This window comes from Amycolatopsis sp. NPDC003861, from assembly GCF_053605405.1.
On record NZ_JBSGJD010000005.1, the window covers coordinates 48,244 to 66,571 of the forward strand.

20 protein-coding genes are annotated in these 18,328 nt (G+C 72.2%); 9 read left to right on the top strand and 11 right to left on the bottom strand.

Annotated elements, in window-relative coordinates:
* The first annotated feature begins 5 nt into the window (after nucleotides 1–5).
* On the top strand, nucleotides 6–875 hold the full coding sequence (locus tag ACWEVN_RS02825; protein ID WP_452049977.1) for a TIGR03564 family F420-dependent LLM class oxidoreductase: 870 nt from the start codon (nucleotides 6–8) through the stop codon (nucleotides 873–875).
* Between the two features lie 79 nt (nucleotides 876–954).
* Here the strand turns inward: ACWEVN_RS02825 and ACWEVN_RS02830 are convergent, their stop codons facing one another.
* Complete coding sequence (locus tag ACWEVN_RS02830) at nucleotides 955–1,815, bottom strand: SDR family NAD(P)-dependent oxidoreductase (RefSeq protein WP_452049978.1); 861 nt, start codon at nucleotides 1,813–1,815, stop codon at nucleotides 955–957.
* A 117-nt stretch (nucleotides 1,816–1,932) separates the two neighbouring features.
* Here ACWEVN_RS02830 and ACWEVN_RS02835 point away from each other — a divergent pair, with 117 nt between their 5' ends.
* The gene (locus tag ACWEVN_RS02835) at nucleotides 1,933–2,211 is read left to right on the top strand and encodes a cyclic-phosphate processing receiver domain-containing protein (protein WP_449685486.1); all 279 of its coding nucleotides are present in this window, start codon (nucleotides 1,933–1,935) and stop codon (nucleotides 2,209–2,211) included.
* Here the strand turns inward: ACWEVN_RS02835 and ACWEVN_RS02840 are convergent.
* The 4 genes from ACWEVN_RS02840 to ACWEVN_RS02855 all read right to left on the bottom strand — a co-directional run bounded on the left by ACWEVN_RS02840 (nucleotide 2,208) and on the right by ACWEVN_RS02855 (nucleotide 7,183).
* A complete protein-coding gene (locus tag ACWEVN_RS02840) occupies nucleotides 2,208–3,431 on the bottom strand; it encodes a PucR family transcriptional regulator (RefSeq protein WP_452049979.1) in 1,224 nt (407 codons plus the stop codon). The two genes, ACWEVN_RS02835 and ACWEVN_RS02840, sit on opposite strands and share 4 nt — an antisense overlap.
* Nucleotides 3,432–3,566: 135 nt before the next feature.
* Nucleotides 3,567–4,025 carry a (2Fe-2S)-binding protein gene (locus ACWEVN_RS02845; protein WP_003056009.1) on the bottom strand — a complete coding sequence of 153 codons (459 nt, stop codon included), beginning with the start codon at nucleotides 4,023–4,025 and terminating at the stop codon, nucleotides 3,567–3,569.
* An 8-nt stretch (nucleotides 4,026–4,033) separates the two neighbouring features.
* Nucleotides 4,034–6,268, bottom strand: coding sequence for a molybdopterin cofactor-binding domain-containing protein (locus ACWEVN_RS02850; RefSeq protein WP_452049980.1), 2,235 nt, complete (start codon nucleotides 6,266–6,268; stop codon nucleotides 4,034–4,036).
* Between the two features lie 174 nt (nucleotides 6,269–6,442).
* Nucleotides 6,443–7,183 (bottom strand): DUF427 domain-containing protein, encoded by a 741-nt coding sequence (locus ACWEVN_RS02855; protein WP_452049981.1) that lies wholly within the window; start codon nucleotides 7,181–7,183, stop codon nucleotides 6,443–6,445.
* Nucleotides 7,184–7,283: 100 nt separating this feature from the next.
* Here ACWEVN_RS02855 and ACWEVN_RS02860 point away from each other — a divergent pair, with 100 nt between their 5' ends.
* Nucleotides 7,284–8,483, top strand: a complete 1,200-nt coding sequence (locus tag ACWEVN_RS02860) for an ROK family protein (RefSeq protein WP_449685482.1) — start codon at nucleotides 7,284–7,286, stop codon at nucleotides 8,481–8,483.
* Here the strand turns inward: ACWEVN_RS02860 and ACWEVN_RS02865 are convergent.
* On the bottom strand, nucleotides 8,480–8,941 hold the full coding sequence (locus ACWEVN_RS02865) for a pyridoxamine 5'-phosphate oxidase family protein (protein WP_452049982.1): 462 nt from the start codon (nucleotides 8,939–8,941) through the stop codon (nucleotides 8,480–8,482). The genes ACWEVN_RS02860 and ACWEVN_RS02865 overlap by 4 nt on opposite strands.
* Here ACWEVN_RS02865 and ACWEVN_RS02870 point away from each other — a divergent pair.
* Together ACWEVN_RS02870 and ACWEVN_RS02875 are read left to right on the top strand one after the other, a co-directional pair.
* Nucleotides 8,940–9,422 carry a MarR family winged helix-turn-helix transcriptional regulator gene (locus ACWEVN_RS02870; RefSeq protein ID WP_452049983.1) on the top strand — a complete coding sequence of 161 codons (483 nt, stop codon included), beginning with the start codon at nucleotides 8,940–8,942 and terminating at the stop codon, nucleotides 9,420–9,422. The genes ACWEVN_RS02865 and ACWEVN_RS02870 overlap by 2 nt on opposite strands.
* Before the next feature lie 51 nt (nucleotides 9,423–9,473).
* Entirely contained in the window at nucleotides 9,474–9,797 is a 324-nt protein-coding gene (locus ACWEVN_RS02875; protein ID WP_452049984.1) for a nuclear transport factor 2 family protein, read from the top strand.
* Here ACWEVN_RS02875 and ACWEVN_RS02880 read toward each other — a convergent pair.
* Nucleotides 9,794–10,294: a PaaI family thioesterase gene (locus ACWEVN_RS02880; protein WP_452049985.1), complete on the bottom strand. Its 501-nt coding sequence runs from the start codon at nucleotides 10,292–10,294 to the stop codon at nucleotides 9,794–9,796. The genes ACWEVN_RS02875 and ACWEVN_RS02880 overlap by 4 nt on opposite strands.
* A gap of 118 nt (nucleotides 10,295–10,412) precedes the next feature.
* Between ACWEVN_RS02880 and ACWEVN_RS02885 the strand changes: the two genes are divergently transcribed.
* The 3 genes from ACWEVN_RS02885 to ACWEVN_RS02895 are packed head-to-tail and all read left to right on the top strand — an operon-like array spanning nucleotide 10,413 to nucleotide 13,909.
* Nucleotides 10,413–10,772: an ArsR/SmtB family transcription factor gene (locus tag ACWEVN_RS02885; RefSeq protein WP_452049986.1), complete on the top strand. Its 360-nt coding sequence runs from the start codon at nucleotides 10,413–10,415 to the stop codon at nucleotides 10,770–10,772.
* A gap of 9 nt (nucleotides 10,773–10,781) precedes the next feature.
* Entirely contained in the window at nucleotides 10,782–11,513 is a 732-nt protein-coding gene (locus ACWEVN_RS02890; RefSeq protein ID WP_452049987.1) for an HAD family hydrolase, read from the top strand.
* The gene (locus tag ACWEVN_RS02895; protein WP_452049988.1) at nucleotides 11,510–13,909 is read left to right on the top strand and encodes a glycoside hydrolase family 65 protein; all 2,400 of its coding nucleotides are present in this window, start codon (nucleotides 11,510–11,512) and stop codon (nucleotides 13,907–13,909) included. The genes ACWEVN_RS02890 and ACWEVN_RS02895 overlap by 4 nt, the downstream gene beginning before the upstream one ends.
* Here ACWEVN_RS02895 and ACWEVN_RS02900 read toward each other — a convergent pair.
* Both ACWEVN_RS02900 and ACWEVN_RS02905 read right to left on the bottom strand, forming a co-directional pair.
* The gene (locus tag ACWEVN_RS02900; RefSeq protein WP_449685475.1) at nucleotides 13,890–14,072 is read right to left on the bottom strand and encodes a hypothetical protein; all 183 of its coding nucleotides are present in this window, start codon (nucleotides 14,070–14,072) and stop codon (nucleotides 13,890–13,892) included. The genes ACWEVN_RS02895 and ACWEVN_RS02900 overlap by 20 nt on opposite strands.
* A gap of 42 nt (nucleotides 14,073–14,114) precedes the next feature.
* Nucleotides 14,115–15,053, bottom strand: a complete 939-nt coding sequence (locus ACWEVN_RS02905) for a Ppx/GppA phosphatase family protein (protein ID WP_449685474.1) — start codon at nucleotides 15,051–15,053, stop codon at nucleotides 14,115–14,117.
* A gap of 256 nt (nucleotides 15,054–15,309) precedes the next feature.
* Here ACWEVN_RS02905 and ACWEVN_RS02910 point away from each other — a divergent pair, with 256 nt between their 5' ends.
* The gene (locus ACWEVN_RS02910) at nucleotides 15,310–15,900 is read left to right on the top strand and encodes a class F sortase (protein ID WP_452049989.1); all 591 of its coding nucleotides are present in this window, start codon (nucleotides 15,310–15,312) and stop codon (nucleotides 15,898–15,900) included.
* Between the two features lie 79 nt (nucleotides 15,901–15,979).
* Here the strand turns inward: ACWEVN_RS02910 and ACWEVN_RS02915 are convergent, their stop codons facing one another.
* Together ACWEVN_RS02915 and fahA are read right to left on the bottom strand one after the other, a co-directional pair.
* Nucleotides 15,980–17,020 carry an LLM class F420-dependent oxidoreductase gene (locus tag ACWEVN_RS02915; RefSeq protein WP_452049990.1) on the bottom strand — a complete coding sequence of 347 codons (1,041 nt, stop codon included), beginning with the start codon at nucleotides 17,018–17,020 and terminating at the stop codon, nucleotides 15,980–15,982.
* A gap of 82 nt (nucleotides 17,021–17,102) precedes the next feature.
* On the bottom strand, nucleotides 17,103–18,317 hold the full coding sequence (gene fahA, locus ACWEVN_RS02920) for a fumarylacetoacetase (protein ID WP_452049991.1): 1,215 nt from the start codon (nucleotides 18,315–18,317) through the stop codon (nucleotides 17,103–17,105).
* Between the last annotated feature and the right edge of the window lie 11 nt (nucleotides 18,318–18,328).

Consider the following 18,328-nt stretch of genomic DNA (forward strand, 5'->3'; position numbering starts at 1 on the left):
GCCCCGTGCGCACCGGAATCCTGATCGACGAGCTCGGTGTCGGCTTCGACGCCATGACGGCTCAAGCCCGCGAAGCGGCGAAGCTCGGCTACAGCACGCTCTGGGTGGCGCAGCGCGGCGGGTGGGATGCGCTCACGGCGCTGCCGGCGCTCGCCGCGGCCGCCCCCGGGCTCGCCTTGGGGACCTGCGTCGTGCCGACGTACTCGCGGCACCCGCTCACCATGGCCGCGCAGGCACTGACGGTCCAGGCGGCGGCCGGGGTGCCCGTCCACCTCGGCCTCGGGCTGAGCCACCGGTTCATCGTCGAAGGCGAGTTCGGGTATTCCTACGACCGCCCGATCCGGCACCTGCGCGAGTACCTCCAGGCGCTGCACCCGTTGCTGCGGGGGGAAAAGGCGGACGTCCACGGCGAATCGCTGACGGCGTCGGGCGCGGTGAACGCCCCCGGGGCGGAGCGGCCGGCGGTGCTGATCGGCTCGGTGAGCCCGCAGTCGACGCGGCTGGCCGGCGAGCTCGCCGACGGCGTGATCACGACCTGGGCGGGCCCGCGGGCGATCGGCGAGTTCGTGGTCCCGGCACTGGGCGGCGCGTCCCGCGTGGTCTCCGGCCAGCTGGTCTGCGTGACGTCCGAAGTGGACGAACGCCGAGCGTGGGTGGAGCAGACGTACGGCGGAGCGGCGAACATCCCGGCTTACCGCGCGATCCTCGACCGCGAGGGCCACGAGCGGGTGTCGGACAGCGTGGTGATCGGCGACGAGGAAACCGTGCGACGCCAGGTGAAATCCCTCGAGGACGCCGGCGCGACGGAGCTGCTGGTGATCCCGATCGGCTCGGCGGCGGAGCAGGCCCGCACCCGCGAGCTGCTGGCGGCGTGAACCGCCGAGCCCTTCGCGGCTTCCTGACCTGGCGAGCTTCCTTCGACGGCCGGCCCGCGGGGCGCCCCCGGTTTCCACGCTACCGGTGACCACCGGCAATTCCGGCGGGAGCGCCCTGGGCCTCCGCCGACAGGTGCTGCCACTCGTCCCAGGTCGCGAGCCGGTCCGCGTACGCCTGGCGGATCATCGGGTGGAAGCCCTGGCCGAAGAGCACTCGCAGGGGCGGGTTGGCCGCGTCGACGATCTTGAGCAGGGCCTGGGCCGCCGCCGCCGGGTCGCCCGCCGGCTGCTTGCCCGCCACCTCGGCGAGCCGGCTGCGGAGTCCGTCGTAGACCGGGCTGGTCTCGGCGACGTGGCCGTTGGCGAGGGGGTCCGGGTTCTTGCCGTCGCGGGTGGCGTAGCCGCCCGGCTCGATGATCGTGACCTTGACGCCGAAGTCGGCGACCTCCCGGGCCAGGGTTTCGTTCAGCGCTTCGATCGCCCACCGGGACGCCTGGTACGCCCCGCCGAGCGGCATCGCGATCAGCCCTGCCGCCGACGACAGCTGGATGAAGTGGCCGGCTCCCTGTTCGCGCAGCGCCGGCAGGGCGGCCTGGATGACCCACAGCGGGCCGAAGACGTTGGTCTCCAGCTGCGCGCGCAGCTCCTGCTCGGTCAGTTCTTCGATGGCGCCGATCTGCGCGTAGCCGGCGTTGTTCACGACGACGTCCAGCCGCCCGAAGTGCTCAGCGGCGCGCTTCACGGTCTCGAAGACGGCGGCCTTGTCGGTGACGTCCATCGCCAGCGGCAGCACCGCGTCGCCGTAGGCGGCGACGAGCTCGCCGAAGCTTGCGGTGGACCGTGCCGTGGCGGCCACCCGGTCGCCTCGGCCGAGGGCGGCTTCGACGAACCGGCGGCCCAAGCCGCGCGACGACCCCGTGACGAACCAGACCTTGCTCATGGCGTTTTCCGTTCTGCTGAAGGTATCCGATCGACCACGAGACACCGCAGGCCCGACACCCGTGACAACGGGCGCGCGTGACGCCGCTCACCCGGCCACAGCCGCTAGGTTGACGAGGTGACCGAGCGACTCTGGGTGGACGACCTGCGCCCGGCCCCGGACGGCTGGACCTGGGCGAAGTCGAGCACGGAGGCGATCGCGCTGCTCGCAGCCGGCGAGTTCGCCGCCATCTCGCTGGACCACGATCTCGGCGGTGACGACACGACCCGCCCGGTCGTCCTCTGGCTGTGCGAGCACGGCCGCTGGCCGGCGGAAGTGCGCGTCCACACCGCGAACCCGGTCGGCCGCGAGTGGCTCACCGGGATGGCTCGGCGGTACGGGCCCGGGGTGCGCTAACGCGGGGCCGGCAGGTGGGTCGCGTCCGGGAAGAGGTTCAACGCCCGCAGCGCCGCGCCCAGCTCGGCGATGTCCGCCGGGTTCGTCAGCGACCTCCCCAGCTCCTCCGTGATCCTCTTCAGGCGGTGGCGGATCGTGTTGGGGTGGCAGAACATCCGCTCCGACGTCAGCTTCGTCGACCCCTGGCAGTCGAACCACGCGCGCAGCGTCAACAGGAGCACGTTGCGGTCGTCGCCCGGCAGGTCCAGCACCGGCTGGAGGACGTGGTGGGCCAGCTGGACCGACGCCTCCGGGGCGCTCGCCACCAGACCGGCCAGCGGGGACTCGGTGAACTGGACCAGCCCCGGCGTCCCCGGCGTCATGCTCGACAGCGCCACCCGCGCCAGGTGCAGCGCGCGGGCCGTGTTGCCGAGGCCGGTGAACACCGGGCTCATCCCGACACGGCCCACCGGGTGCTCGCGGACCAGCGCCACGATCGCCGAAGCCGCGGCGGGGTCGCGCAGGGACACCACCCCCACCTGCAGGTCCGGGGTGAGCCGCCACGCCGAGGCGTGCTGGGCCGCGCGCAACCGGGCCTCGATCTGCGGGAGCGGTTCGTGGCCCAGCCGCGGGGTTTCCGCCGCGACGACGACGAACGTGCCGTCCAGGGACAGGTCGAGCACGCGGGCGATGTCCCAGAGCGTGCCCTCGGTCGCCGCGCCGCCCGCGAACAGGGCCTCCACCAGCGCCGAACGCCGGTTCTGGTGCGCCACCATGACTTCCGCCGTCGTGTCGCGGTAGGCCGTGGTGAGGGCTTCGGCCAGGTCGTCGATGAGCGCCCAGATCGCCGTGGTCGCCGCGACCAGGCCGGCGAGGTCCTGCGCGCCGGCGGTCAGCTCGACGAACCGGTGCCAGACCTCGGTCAGCCCGATCCGGTAGGCGCGCAGCAGTTCCGGCAGCGGCGCGCCCTGCAGGGCCCGGGCCCGGCCGGTCGCGCGGGCCTGGGACAGGTCGGGCACGTCCGAGCCGCGCAGCGTGCGCATCACGTGCTCGAGGTTGGCGCGCACCGAGTTCCGCAGTTCGGCGTGCGCGACGAACCGGGCGTCGGCGTAGACCGGCATTTCGGCGCGGATCTGCCGGACGGTGCTCTCGACGAGTTCCGGCAGCTTCCGCTCGACCTCGGTGGCGAGGACGGCGACGCGCGGGGCGAGCCCGTCGGACAGAAGCGCCTGGTAGTGCATGGTGGCCTCCGGTCCCCGGCCTCTCCGTCGAGGTCCGAGACCGACATCCAACCCCACCGGGGCCACCACGTTCGGGTGAACTTGCTACAAGAACCGCGGATGCGGAGGTTCTTTTGTCGAACCTCCGCATCCGCGTCAGGCCATCTTGGCGGCCGCGCTCTTGATCGCCTCCCGGATCCGGAAGTAGGTGCCGCAGCGGCAGACGTTCTGGATGGCGTCGATGTCGGCGTCCGTCGGGTTCTTCGTCTTCTTCAGCAGCGCGACCGCCGCCATGATCTGGCCCGGCTGGCAGTACCCGCACTGGGCGACGTCCTGCTCCAGCCACGCCTCCTGGACCGGGTGCAGCTCGTCGCCGTCGGCCAGGCCCTCGATCGTGGTGACCTCGCGCCCGGCGCACTCCGACACCGGCGTGACGCAGGGGTTGAACGCCTCGCCGTCGAGGTGGCTGGTGCAGGCCTTGCAGACGTTGATGCCGCAGCCGTACTTCGGCCCGCGGACCTTGAGCTTGTCGCGCAGCGCCCACAGCATCGGCAGGTCGGCGGGCGCGTCGACGGTGACGGTCTTCCCGTTCACCACGAAGGTGTAGTTCGGCATGGTTCTCCTCAGCGCGGGAACGGGTCGAAGTCGACCGGGAAGGTGATCGGGAAGCTGCGGGGCTTGATCCCGGTCGCCCGGGCGTAGGCGTTGGCGATCGCGCCGACCGGCGCCGGCAGGCCCAGCTCGCCCGCGCCGCCGATGTCCCCGGTCGCGGGCATGACGTGCACCTGGACGTCCGTCGGCGAGTTCTTCTGCCGCGCGTAGTGGAACTGCGAGTAGCTGCCCTCCAGCGGCAGCCCCTGGTCGATGTGCAGGCCCGCGGTGAGCGTCGTGGAGATCGCGTCGGTCAGGCCGCCGAGCATCTGCGCCTGGATCCCGCGCGGGTTCACCGGCTTGCCGACGTCGACGGCGATGGTCGCCTTCGTGACGCGCGGGTGCTTCGGGTCGCGCGCGTCCAGCTCGACCAGGCAGGCGGTGTAGGACTTGTACTCGCCGTGCACCGCGATCCCCTGCGCGAACCCGGCCGGCATCTTCTTGCCCCACTCGCCGAGCTCGGCGACCTTGTCGAGCACCGCGCGCTGCCGCGGCTCCTTGATGAACTCGCGGCGGAAGGCCACCGGGTCCTTGCCGAGCTTCGCGGCGATCTCGTCGACCATGATCTCTTCGGCGCCGCGGGTGTTCGCCGAGTAGACCGACCGCCACGCCGAGGTGTGGAACTTCAGCGGGACCTCGTTGAGCAGCTGCGTGGTGACGCCGAAGTTGTACGGCGACTTGACGGTCAGCAGGAACACCGTCTGCGCGAAGCTCAGGTTGCCGCCGACGGGCAGCTTCGCCGCGAACGCCGTCAGGATCTCGCCGAGGCCGTGGCTCCAGTCGGTTTCGACGCTCGCGACGCGGTGTTCGAACGTCAGCACCTGCCCGAGCGCGAAGGTCGCGCGGATCCGGTGGTAGCTCGCCGCGCGCGCCCGGCCGTGGCGCATGTCGTCGATCCGGCTCCACATCAGCCGGACGGGCTTCTTCATCGCCTTCGAGATGTGCGCGGCTTCCAGCGCCGCGTCGAAGAACAGCCGCCGCCCGAACGACCCGCCGCCCTGCTGGACGTGCACGGTGACCTTGTTCTCCGGCAGGCCCAGTTCCTGCGCGATGGTCTGCTTCGCCACGATCGGCGACTTGAGCCCGGCCCAGATGGTCGCGCTGTCCTCCCGGACGTCGGCGACTGCGGAGTTCGACTCCATCGGCGCGTGGCTGGCGAAGGCGAAGTCGAACTCGCCGTCGACGTACTGGGTCAGCAGCGGCGGCACCACGAACGGCAGTGCGGCGGCCCGCAGCTTCTTCTTGATCGTTTCGTTGTCCTCGCCGTCGACCGTGCCCGGGCCCCAGGTGACGTCGAGGGCGTTCTTGCCGTCGAGCGCCTGGCCGAAGGTCTCGGCCATCACCGCGACCCCGGTCGGGACGACGGCGATGTCGATGATCCCGGGCATGGCGCGGACGGCGGCCTCGTTGTTCACCTTCTTCACGGTGCCGTTGATGGTCGGCGGCCGGCGCACCATCACCGGGTTCGCGCCGGGGACGTCGAGGTCGAGCGTGTAGACCTGCTTCCCGGTGACCATCGCGCGGGCGTCCTTGCGCGAGGTCGGCGTCCCGACGAGCGTGTGCGCCGACTCGGCCTTCGGCCGGATCGCCCCGACGCTCAGGCCCGAGCGGGACGCTGGCCCGGCGAGGACGCCGTAGGAGGCGCTGCGCCCGTCGGGCGCCCACACCGCACCGTCGCGTGTGGACAGTCGCGACGCGTCGGTCCCCCACTGCGCCCCGGCCGCCGCGACCATCCGGGCGCGGGCGGTCGCCGCGGTGGCGCGGACCGGGTCGTAGAGCGAGCGCATCGTGTTGGACCCGCCGGTGAGCTGGTTGAACAGCAGTTCGGTGCGGGCGTCGGAGAGCACGACGTCGACGCGGTCGAGCGGCAGGTCCAGCTCTTCGGCGACGAGCATCGCGGTCGCCGTCGTGATGCCCTGGCCGACCTCCGCGCGCGGCAGCTGCAGCCGCGCCCGGCCGTCGGCGGTCAGCTCGAGCACGAGCATCCCGGCGGTCGGCGCGCACGACAGCGTCAGGACGTCGCCGAGGTCGAGGATCTCCGCCGGCTGCGGCAGGGTCGGGACGACGGCCTCGGCGCGGGCCGGGGCCACCGCGTCGGTGGTGAGCTTGGTGGCGACGGTGAGCGTGGGCGCGGCGACCAGGTAGGTCAGGAAGCGGCGGCGGCCGACCTGCCCGGGCTCCGGCTGTTCGGTGGTGGGACTGGCCATCGGGGATCCCTTGCTGGGTGGTGGCGGGGTGCGCGCCACGCTAAGGACCCCTTGACACGACGTCAACGCGGAGTAGCCGAGTTCGCCCATCTCTGTGACGAGATGACAGCGGAAGCCGCCGAATGTGTGCGCCGCCACAGCGCCGGATGGCGGAGCGGGCGCCGCTGTACGAGGTCAGGCGAACTTCGTCTTCGGCCGGTCCTGTCGCACACCGTCCACGTAGACGTCCACCTTCTCGTCGAGGAACGCCACCAGTCCCGCGGCCCGGATGCTCTCCGGCAGCGGCGTCGGGTAGCTCCACGCGAGGTCCTCGTGCCCGGCCACGTCGAAGTGCTCGGCGGCGCCCTTGTACGGGCAGTGCGTCACCACGTCGGTCTTCGACAGCAGGTCCATCCGGACGTCCACGCGGGGCAGGTAGTAGCGGGTCGGCAGGCCCGTCTCGAACAGCAGGTGCGGCCGCACCGAGTCCGCCACCGCCACGCCGTCGACCTCGATGCGGACGTGGCGGGAGCTCGGGAGGATGTCGACGCGGACGCCCGGGTCGCGCGGGTGCGTGAAGATCCGCTCGTCCTCTTCGAACCAGTCGAAGGCGCCGAACTCGAAGCGGACGTGGCCGCGGAGCTCTTCGATCGGGGAATCCGGGTACTCCAGCGCGCCGTCCACCGCCTCGGCCGCGGCACCCTTTATCGTCGACAGAACAGCTTCTCCGCGGCTCGGCGAGTGCGCCGTCCGGCCGGAGGGGGTGAGAACGCCGCTCACGACGTCCGCGCGCGGGATGTAGTACGTGGGGTAGTACGGAACTTCCCACACCAGGAGGGGGTGCACCGTGTCCGCGACGACCTGCCCGCCGAGGAACACCCGCACCCTCTTCGCGCCCTGTGCCACGCGGACCCGGCCGCGTCCCGGAGTGCTCATGCTCCGCTCAACGGGCCGCGAATCGCGGGTATTCCGGCGCGCTCGGCGCGGGGACGGCTAGCGTGGCAGGCAGCACGAGGACGACAGGAGGCGGGCACGGGTGGCCGGCGTAGAGATCCCCACGGTCGGTACCCCCGCCGGGATGCGCAAGATCAACCAGCGGGCGGTGCTCGACCTGCTGCGCCGCGGCGGGCCGGCGACCCGGCCGCAGGTCGCGAAGGACACCGGGCTGTCGAAGCCGACGGTCAGCCAGGCGCTGCTGGCCCTGGAAGCCGCCGGGCTGGCGCGCCCGACCGGGCAGACGTCCACCGGCACCGGGCGCTCGGCCGTGCTGTACGAAGCCGACCCCACCGCGGGGTACGTGCTGGGCGTCGACATCGGCCGCGAGCACCTGCGGGTCGCGGTGTCGGACCTCGGCCGCACGCTGGTGGCGCGCCGGGACGAGCGCAACACCGCGCGGTCCGGGGCGGCGCTGGTGACCGCGGTCGGGAAGATCGCGGCCGCGGCGGTCGCGGAGGCCGGTCTTTCGGCCGGCGACATCGTTGTCCGCGTGGTCGGCTCCCCCGGTGTCGCCGATCCGGAGAAGCGGTGCTTCCGGCACGCGCCGAACCTGCCGGGCTGGGGCCGCGCGGGCCTGATCGACGACCTCGAAGCGGCGCTGGGCCCGGACCTGATGGTGGAGAACGACGCGAACCTCACCGCGGTCGGCGAGTGGGAAAGCGGAGCCGCGCGCGGGGCGTCGGTGTTCGGCTGCATCACGATCGGCACCGGCGTCGGCATGGGCCTGATGGTCGACGGCCGGGTGTTCCGCGGCGCGACCGGCGCGGCGGGCGAGATCGGCTACCTCCCGTACGGCCGCACGCGCGCGGCCGACGAGCCCGGCACGCCGCCGGCCCGCGGCCACCTCGAAGAGGCGACGGCGGCCCAGTCGGTCGTGCAGGGCGCCCGGGAACTCGGCCTGGGCACGGCGAAATCGGCCCGCGAGGTGTTCCGCCTGGCCCGCGAAGGCGACGAGCTGGCCCGGCAGGCCCTGGCGGCGGAAGCCGACCGCCTCGCGTACACGGTGGCCTCGGTGGCGGCGGTGATCGACCCGGAACTGATCGTCCTCGGCGGCGGCATGGGCACGGCGGCGGACCTGCTGCTGGAGCCGATCGACCGGGCGCTGCACGCGTTCACGCCGCTGGTGCCGAAGGTGGTCCAGGGCGAGCTGGGCGAGGACGCGGTGCTGACCGGGGCGATCAGCGTCGGCCTGCGGGCGGCCGAAGGCCTGGTCTTCGACCGCCGGGTGGGTGCCGCCTAAGCCGCGCGCCAGGCTTCGCCGCCCGCCGACAGCCGCCACGGGGTCAGGCGCAGGACCGTGATCTTGGGGTCGCGGTGGTCCTCGCCGCCGAGGATCTTCGGGTCGTAGCCCAGGGGCTCCGGCGTGGCCGCGAACAGGTCCCACAGGGACTTGCGCGTCTCTTCGTCGTCCTCGAACTCCGCCCGGCATTCCGCGACCGCCACCTCGTGTTGCGGGTCCCAGTACGAGCACGATACGTACGGCGACGCCGCCAGGTGCGCGAGCTTCAACGGGGTCGGCCGGGTGAACAGCCGGCCGACCAGGCCGTCCGGAGTGGGTTCCCAGATCGGGTGGACGACCCGGGAGCGCGGTCTCCCCCGCCGGTCGACCGTCACCAGGGTGCACCAGACGATCCGGTGCGCCACGCGCACGAACGCTTCCGCCAGCTCCGCCGGCACTCTGCTAGATTCCACAACCATGGTTGTGGATCCTACCGCCGAGAGCCTCGACCTGTCACTGACGGCCCTCTTCGCGGGCTGGGCGATGACGGACGAGGTCCAGCGGCGGCTCGCGACCCGGGGCTTCAGCGACCTGCGCTTCAACGACGGCGTCGTGATCCAGCACGTCCTGGCCGCCCCGCTGTCCATCACCGCGCTGGCCGAGCGGATGGGCGTCACCCAGCAGGCGGCGTCGAAAGCCGTGGCGGATCTCGAACGCCGTGGGCTGCTGCGCCGCGAGCCCGACCCGGCGGACGCGCGGACGAAGCTGCTGCACCTGACCGCGCACGCGGTGGCCGCGGTGGAGGCGACGCGGGTGCTGCGACGGGAACTCCAGGAGGAGATCGAGGCGGAGTACGGCATGGAGCGGGTCGAAGAGGCGCAGAGGCTCCTGGCCGCGGTCATCGGCCGGTACGGCGGCGGCGACGCGATCCGTGCCCGGCGGGTCCGCCCGCCGCGCTGATGACCTCCGGCGTAATCGACGCCGCCGCCCGGACGGCCGACCATCAAGGACATGAGCGAATCCGCGAAGAACCGCATGATCGTCGTCGACTGCCTGGAGAACCTGTTCGTGCACAAGGACTTCGATGCCGCGAAGGCCGCGCTGCACCCCGACTTCGTCACCCACAGCCCCGGCCTGCCCTCCGGCCGCGAGGCGTTCACCGACGCCGTGAAGAATTCGCCGCTGGCGGGCGCGAGCGCGGAGATCAAGCACGTCGTCGCGGAGGACGACCTCGTCGTCGCCCACCTGCACGTGGGCGGGATGGCGGTCGTCGACATCCTGCGCGTCGAGGACGGCTTGCTCGTCGAGCACTGGGACGTCAAGCAGCCGATCTAGCGCGTGATGACGCAGGTCCCCGACGCCGTGGCCAGCAGCTTGCCCTCGGCGTCGCGGATCTCCCCCTCGGCGAAGGCGATCCGCGACCCCTCCTTCACGACGCGGCCCGTCGCGCGGATCTCCCCGCGGCCCGCGTGGATGGCGCGCAGGTAGTTCACCTTCAGCTCCACCGACGCGTAGCCGACGCCGGCCGGCAGGGTCGTGTGGACCGCGCAGCCGACCACCGAGTCCAGCATCGTCGCCGCCACGCCGCCGTGGACCATGCCGATCGGGTTGTACAGCGACTCGTCCGGTTCGGCGACCGCGACGACCTCGCCCGGTGCGACGCTTTCCCAGCGCAGGCCGAAGTGCGCGGCGATCGGCGCCGGCGGGACGCGGCCCTCGGCGATCGCCCGCATGTACTCCAGGCCGGACATCGTGGCGCCGAGCCGAGCGGTCTCCAGGGGGTCCTGCCAGGTGATGGTCTTCGAACGGACCGGGGCTTCGACGTCGGTCATGCGGGCTCCTCGGTTATGACAACTGTCTTAAGACTCGCCCGCGGTGCGGCGAGCGTCAAGCGCGGCGTGACCCAGGCCACCGGTGGTCCGGCCGCGGCGCGGGTGGAATCATCCGGGGGTGGACACCGACCGCAAGCTGATCGACCCGGAACGCGTCGCGGCGGCGGTCGACGGCCTCGGCGACCGCGCCGTCATCGAAGAGTGGGCGCGGCGCTTCTCCGTGGTCGCCGATCCCTCGCGCCTGGCGCTGCTGGTCTCCATCCACTACGCCCGCGAGATCAGCGTCACCGACCTCGCCGCGGCCACCGGCATGACGGACACCGCGGTGTCGCAGGCCCTGCGGCTGCTCCGGGCGCACGGGCTGGTCACGCCCCAACGCACCGGCCGGGTGGTGCGGTACCGCCTGGCGGACGCCACGGTCCACGAACTCATCCACCGAGTGCGCCCGCACCCCGCGGTCGACGGCGAACACCGGTAGCGTGCGGGCATGACGGGATTGCCCGATACCATCACCGCCTGCCTGTTCGACCTCGACGGAGTGCTGACCGGCACGGCGATCCTCCACCGCGAGGCCTGGAAGCGGACGTTCGACGAATTCCTCCGCGCCCGTGACGGCGCCGGGTTCAGCGAGTTCACCGACCACGACTACGCGGCCTTTGTGGACGGCCGCCCCCGCGCCGACGGCGTGCGCGAATTCCTGCGGTCGCGCGGGATCGCGTTGCCCGAGGGCGAACCGGACGACCCGGTGGACGCCCCGACCGTCAACGGCGTCGGCAACCGCAAGAACGAACTGGTCCTCAAGATCATCGACGAACGCGGGGTGAACCCGTACCCGGGTTCGGTGCGCTACCTCGAAGCCGCGAAAGCCGCCGGGCTGCGGATCGCCGTGGTGACGTCGTCGGCCAACGGCGCCAAGGTGCTCGACGGCGCCGACCTCAGCAAGTACGTCGAGGCGCGCATCGACGGCATCGTCATCCGCGAACGCCACCTGAAGGGCAAGCCCGCGCCCGACTCGTTCCTGGCCGGCGCCGCGGCGCTCGGCGTCGAGCCCACGCACGCGGCCGTCTTCGAGGACGCCCAGTCCGGCGTCCAGGCCGGGAAGGCCGGCGGCTTCGGGTACGTCGTGGGCGTGAACCGGGCCGACCAGGCCGCCGCACTGAAGGCCCACGGGGCCGACATCGTCGTCGACGACCTCGCCGACCTGCTGGAGGACCGATGACCGAACCGCACGGCTACGAATGCTCGCCGTGGGCCCTGCGCTGGCGCGGCATGGACGTCGACGCCCTGCAGCGCACCGAATCGGCGTTCGCGGTGTCCAACGGCCACATCGGCCTGCGCGGCACCCTCGAGGAGGCCGAGCCGCGCGGCCTGCCCGGCACTTACCTCAACGGCTTCTACGAGCAGCACGAACTCCCCTACGCCGAGGCCGGCTACGGCTACCCCGAAGAGGGCCAGACCGTCGTCAACGTGACCGACGGCAAGATCATCCGGCTGCTCGTCGAGGACGAGCCGCTGGACATGCGCTACGGCGCGGCCACCGCGCACGACCGGGTGCTCGACTTCCGCAAGGGCACGCTGAGCCGGACCACCGAGTGGTCGTCGCCGACCGGGCGGCGCGTGCGCGTGCGCACCGAGCGGCTCGTGTCGTTCACCCAGCGCGCGATCGCCGCGATCCGGTACGAGGTCGAGCCGCTCGACGAGGACCTGCAGCTGGTCGTCCAGTCCGACCTGCTGGCCAACGAGCCGATCGAGTCCGACACCAGCGACCCGCGGGTGGCCGCCGCGCTGAACTCGCCGCTGGTCGGCGAGTTCCACCGCGCGTCGGACTACAACGCCGTGCTGGTGCACCAGACCCGCCGGTCCGGGCTGCGGATGGCCGCGGCGATGGACCACAAGATCGAGGTGGACGACGGGATCCGCGCCCGCATCCACTCCGAGGAGGACCTCGCGCGGCTGACCGTCGCCGTCGACGTGCCGAAGGGCGGCCGGCTGCGGATCACCAAGTTCCTCGCCTACGGCTGGTCCGCGCAGCGCTCGGTGCCGGCGCTGCGCTCGCAGGTCGAGGCGGCGCTGGCCGGCGCCCGCCAGACCGGCTGGAAGGGCCTGCTCACCGAGCAGCGCGAGTTCCTCGACGACTACTGGACCACCTCGGACATCGAGATCGAAGGCGATCCCGAACTCCAGCAGGCCGTCCGGTTCGCCTTGTTCCACATCCTGCAGGCCGGGGCCCGCGGGGAAAGCCGCGCGATCGCCGGCAAGGGGCTGACCGGGCCCGGCTACGACGGGCACGCCTTCTGGGACACCGAGTCCTTCGTCCTGCCGGTGCTCACCTACACCATCCCGGACGCGGCACGCGACGCCCTCCGCTGGCGGCACTCCACAATGGACAAAGCGCGGGAACGCGCGCACCAGCTGGGGTTGCGCGGCGCGGCGTTCCCGTGGCGGTCGATCAACGGCGCCGAGTGCTCGGCGTACTGGCCGGCGGGCACGGCGGCGTTCCACGTCAGCGCGGACATCGCCGACGCCGTCCTGCGCTACCTCAACGCGACCGGCGACGAGGAGTTCGAGCGCGACTACGGAACGGAGCTGCTGCTGGAAACCGCGCGGCTGTGGGCGTCGCTCGGGCACCACGACCGGCACGGCACCTTCCGGATCGACGGCGTCACCGGGCCGGACGAGTACTCGGCGGTGGCGGACAACAACGTCTACACGAACCTGATGGCGCGCCGGAACCTGCAGGCGGCGGCGGAGTCGTGCGAGCGGCACCCCGAAGTGGCGGCGCGGTTCGGCGTCGACACCGTCGAGCTGGACTCCTGGCGCGCGGCCGCGGCGGCGATGTTCCTGCCGTACGACGAAGAACTCGGCGTGCACCCGCAGTCGGAGGGGTTCCTCGACCACGACGAGTGGGACTACGAGGGCACCGACCAGGCGCACTACCCGCTGCTGCTGCACTACCCGTACTTCGACCTCTACCGCAAGCAGGTCGTCAAGCAGGCGGACCTGGTGCTCGCGCTGCACCTGTGCGGCGACTCGTTCAGCCCGGAGGAGAAGGCGCGCGACTTCGCCTACTACGAGGCTAGGACCGTGCGCGACTCGTCGCTGTCGGCGGGGACGCAGGCGGTGGTGGCCGCCGAGGTGGGGCATCTGGAACTGGCCTACGACTACCTCGCCGAAGCCGCGCTGACCGACCTGCACGACGTCCACAACAACGTGCGCAACGGCCTGCACATGGCGTCGCTGGCCGGGGCGTGGCAGGGCGCGGTGGCCGGGTTCGGCGGCCTGCGGGACCACGGCGGGACGCTGGCCTTCGCGCCGCGGCTGCCCCCGCAGCTCGCGCGGATCACCTTCCGCCTGATGTTCCGCGGCACCCGGTTCCAGGTCGAGATCGACCCCGACCAGGCCACCTACCACGTCGTCGCCGGTGCGCCGCTGGAAGTGCTGCACCACGGCGAGCGCATCACCGTCACGGCGGAGCCGCGGCAGTACGCGATCCCGAAGATCGACGCCGGCACGCCGCCGAAGCAGCCACCGGGGCGTGCGCCGATGCGGCGTGACTCGGAATCGGTGCGTCAGTACGCGGAACCGTCCAACCCGATCACTGAGGAAGGTCGCTAGCGGCCTCGCGTCCGGGTGGGGCCGGGACTTCCTCGGTCCCACCCGGGCTCACGTCCGGGTCCGGGGCCGTCGGCACGTCGTGCGTCAGCTTGCCGGGGGTCGGGAGCTTCGGGAGCTCTTCGTCTTCGTCGTCGCGGCCGTGGAGGCGCTGCTGCTCGCTCATGCTTTCCGGGATACCCGGTTTTCCCGGTGACGGCCAGCTGATTCAGGCCGCACGCTCGGCCGCCGCGGCCCGCGCCTTGTCCTGCAGGGTGAGCAGCAGGCCGTCGCGGGTCGACCACGGGCAGATCGTCACCTTGCCGCCGGCGACCGTCAGCAGGGCTTCCGCGACGATCGCGCCGGCCAGGGCCTGGTGGGCGCGGCTGCGCGAGATGCCCGGCAGTTCGGCGCGCTTCGACGGCGGCAGCGCGGCCAGCCGCGGGATCCACGCGCGGAGGTCGTCGAGGCGCAGTTCCTTGCACTTGCCGGGGCGGGCGCCGGCCAGCCGCGCGAGCTGCTGGAGCACCTTCGAGCAGCCGATGACCCGCGGATCGTCGACGTCAGCGGCGCCCAGGGTGGTGGTGACGACGTCCAGAGCGTGCGCGCGCAGGGCCTTGACCTGCTTGTTCGAGACGCGCTCCGACGGCAGCCAGTCCCGGGTCATCGAGCGGGCACCCAGCGGCAGCGAGCGCGCGAAGGTGGCCTTCTCGCCGGAGCCGGCGGCCAGTTCGACCGTGCCGCCGCCGATGTCGAGCACGAGCATCGGCCCGGAGGCCTCGTACCAGCGGCGGGCGGCGAGGTAGGTCAGCTCGGCTTCGCAACGGCCGGAGAGGAAGCGCAGCTCGACCCCGGTCTCGCCGGCGACGTGCCGGACGACGTCCGCCGCGTTGGCCGCGTCCCGGATCGAGGAGGTGGCCAGTGGGTAGACGTCGCGGACGCCGTGGCGGTACGCCGTGGTCATGCCCGCCGCGACGGCGGCCGTGACGGCCTCGATGCCCCGGTCGGAGAGGCGGCCGCGGACGTCGAGCTCGCGATCCAGACGCAGCCGCGTCTGGTGGTTGACCAGCGGCTCACGGGGTGAGCCGGACACCGGCACCACCACGAGCCGGGCGCTGAACGAGCCGACGTCCAGCACGCCCACCGCGGGCTCTTCTCTTTTTCGCACAGCTCGGCGCACCTCACTTCCGCCTGGTGAATATCCCCGGTTCGACGGTTTGAAACCAGCAATGATGTCCGATCTCACGGCGCTTTGCCGGACATTTCCGGGATTGAGGCCCTCCGGAGGTGCGTTTCTGACGCGAAGGTCACAGTGAGATAACCCGATCGAGTGAACTAGGGTGCCACTGGACACGATTCGGTAACGCCGGTGTGCGCACGGCGATTAATCGGACATCGGAACCGGCGTGGAGCAGGGGAAAGAGATGCAACGGCCCGAGCGGCGAGCCGAGCTCGTGCGGCCGGCCGCCGTCGTGCTCGCGGTCGTCGCGGGCCTCGGCTGCGTCCTGCTCGGAGTGACGTCGGTGCTCGCCCCGGAGCCCGCGATCACCCCGGCCGCGGACCGGCCTTCGGTGGCCGCGGCGCCGCCGATGGCGGTACTGATCCCGGCACTGGGCCTCACGCTGGAACACGTGGTCCCGCTCGGTCATGTGGACGGCCGCCGGGAGCAGCCGGGAACCGCTGCGGGGGTGGGCTGGTTCGCCGACGGGCCGGTGCCGGGCGCGCCCGGGGTGGCGGTGCTGTCGGCGCACGCGAACTTCGGGTACGCGGCGGGAGCGTTCGCCCGCTTGGGCAAGCTCCTGCCGAAAGCGGTGATCACGGTGCGCGACACCAGAGGCCAGGAGACGCGGTTCGCGGTGCGGCAGACGTCGGTGTTCCCGGCGAGTGAGCCGGACAGCGCGCTGGTGGCGCCGGAGGGAACCGGGCCGGAGCTGCGGCTGATCACCAGCGATGGGACGTACGACGGCGCCGGGTTCGCCGGCACGCGGGTTGCGGTGTACGCGACTCCCGTCTGAGCGCGTCGCGAATGACTCATCCGGGACGTCGGCGGTCCCGAACGAGTCATTCGCGGCACTGCGGCGAGGGGGCGATGGCTCAGCCGATCAGCTCGCGCAGCTGCGACACCGCCGCCACCCGGGCCTCGCGACCCGGCTGCAGCGGGCTGACGATCAGCGTCGTCGCACCCGCTTCGGCGAAGGCCGCCACGCGCTCCTTCACGTAGCCCGCCGGGCCGACCAGGGAGATCGCGCGCAGCAGTTCCAGCGGGACGGCCGCCGCCGCTTCTTCCTTCTTGCCGTCCAGGTACAGGTCCTGGATCAGCTTCGCCTCGGCCTCGTAGCCGTAGCGGCAGGCCAGGTCGTTGTAGAAGTTCTTGCCGCGCGCGCCCATGCCGCCGATGTAGAGGGCCAGCATCGGCCGCACGTGGTCGAGGAGCGGCTCGACGTCGTCGCCGATGGCCAGCGCCACCGTCACGAACGTGTCCAGCTCGCCCAGGGCCGCGTCGCGCTTGGCCTGGCCTTCGGCCAGGGACGCACCCCAGACGTCGGCCGCCTTCTCCGGGTGGAAGAAGATCGGCTGCCAGCCCTCGGCGATCTCGGCGGTCAGCGCGACGTTCTTCGGCCCGATCGAGGCCAGCAGCACCGGGATGCGCTCGCGCACCGGGTGGTTGATCAGCTTGAGCGGCTTGCCGAGCCCGGTGCCCTGCTCCGGCGGCAGCGGGATCGTGTAGTGCTTGCCCTCGTGGACCACGCGCTCGCGGCGCCACACCTGGCGGCAGACGTCGACGATCTCGCGCGTGCGGCCCAGCGGCGCGTCGTACTTCACGCCGTGGAAGCCCTCGATGACCTGCGGGCCGGACGCCCCGAGCCCGAGGATGAACCGCCCGTCGGAGACGAAGTCGAGGCCGGCCGCGGTCATCGCGGTCAGCGTCGGCGTGCGGGTGTAGATCTGGAAGATGCCGGACGCCAGCTGGACGCGCTCGGTCTTCGCGGCCAGGTAGCCGAGCTGGCTGACCGCGTCGAAGGAGTAGGCCTCCGGCACGAAGACGACGTCGAGGCCGGCCTTCTCCAGTTCGACGATGTCGGCGACGCTTTCGGCGAAGCCTCCGGAGTAGCTGATCCCGGTCCCGATCCTCATGGGCGTCCTTTCGCGGTGAGCGAGCGCTTAGTCGCTCGTCATTATGCGCGCTGCCCGGCTCCTTCCGATGTGGGTACCGCCACTATCCACCCGCGACGACCGTCCCCCGCACGTCCCCGAAGCCGACGCGCGTGCCGCCCGGGCCGGGGGCGGTCGCGCTGATCACCACCTCGTCGCCGTCTTCGAGGAACGTCCTCGTCACGCCGCCGGGCAGCTCCAGAGGTTCCCGGCCGCCCCAGGACAGTTCCAGGAACGAACCGCGCTGGTCGCGTCCGGGGCCGGTCACCGTGCCGGAGGCGTAGAGGTCGCCGGTGCGCAGGCTCGCGCCGTTGACCGTCATGTGCGCCAGCTGCTGCGGGGCCGTCCAGTACTGGGTCGCGAACGGCGGGCTCGACACCAGGTGGCCGTTGAGCCGGATCTCCAGGGCCAGGTCCAGCCCCCACTTCTCGTCGGTCCGGAGGTAGTCGAACGGCTCGGGATCCTGCGGCGGGCCGTCGACGCGCGCGTGCTCCAGCGCGGCCAGCGGGACGATCCACGGCGACACCGACGTCGCGAACGACTTGCCGAGGAACGGGCCCAGCGGCTGGTACTCCCAGGCCTGGATGTCGCGCGCCGACCAGTCGTTGACGAGGCAGACGCCGAAGACGTGGTCCGCGAAGTCCGCTGTGGACACCCGGGTGCCCGGGACGGACGGGGTGCCGACGACGAACCCGACCTCCGCCTCGATGTCCAGCCGCTGCGACGGGCCGAACGAGGGGGCATCGGCGTTGCGGGGCTTGCGCTGCCCGTGCGGCCGGACGACCGGCGTCCCCGACGCGACGACGGTGCCGGCCCGGCCGTGGTAGCCGATCGGCAGGTGCTTCCAGTTGGGCGGGAGCTCGGTGGCGTCCGGGCGGAAGATCTTGCCGGCGTTGAGGGCGTGGTGCTCGCTGGAGTAGAAGTCGACGTAGTCGGCGACGTCGAAGGCGAGGTGGGTGGTGACCTCGGCCAGCGGGTGGAGGTGCGGCCGCAGCTGGTCGGCGTAGCGGGGCTCGGTGAGCCATTCGGTGAGGTGCTCACGGACCTCGCGCCAGCTGGCGGGCCCGGCGGCCAGCAGCGGGTTGAGGACGCCGACGGTGAGCAGCGGCGCGAAGGCGGCGGCCGTTTCGGTGGCCGCGGCAGTCAGGTCGAGCACCTGGTCGCCGACGGGCACGCCGACCCGCCGCTCGGGCGCCCCGCCGACGGAGAAGACGCCGTAGGGCAGGTTGTGCAGGCCGAAGGGGTGGTCTTCGGCAAGCTCGAGCCAGGTCACGTTCACTCCTCGTCAGG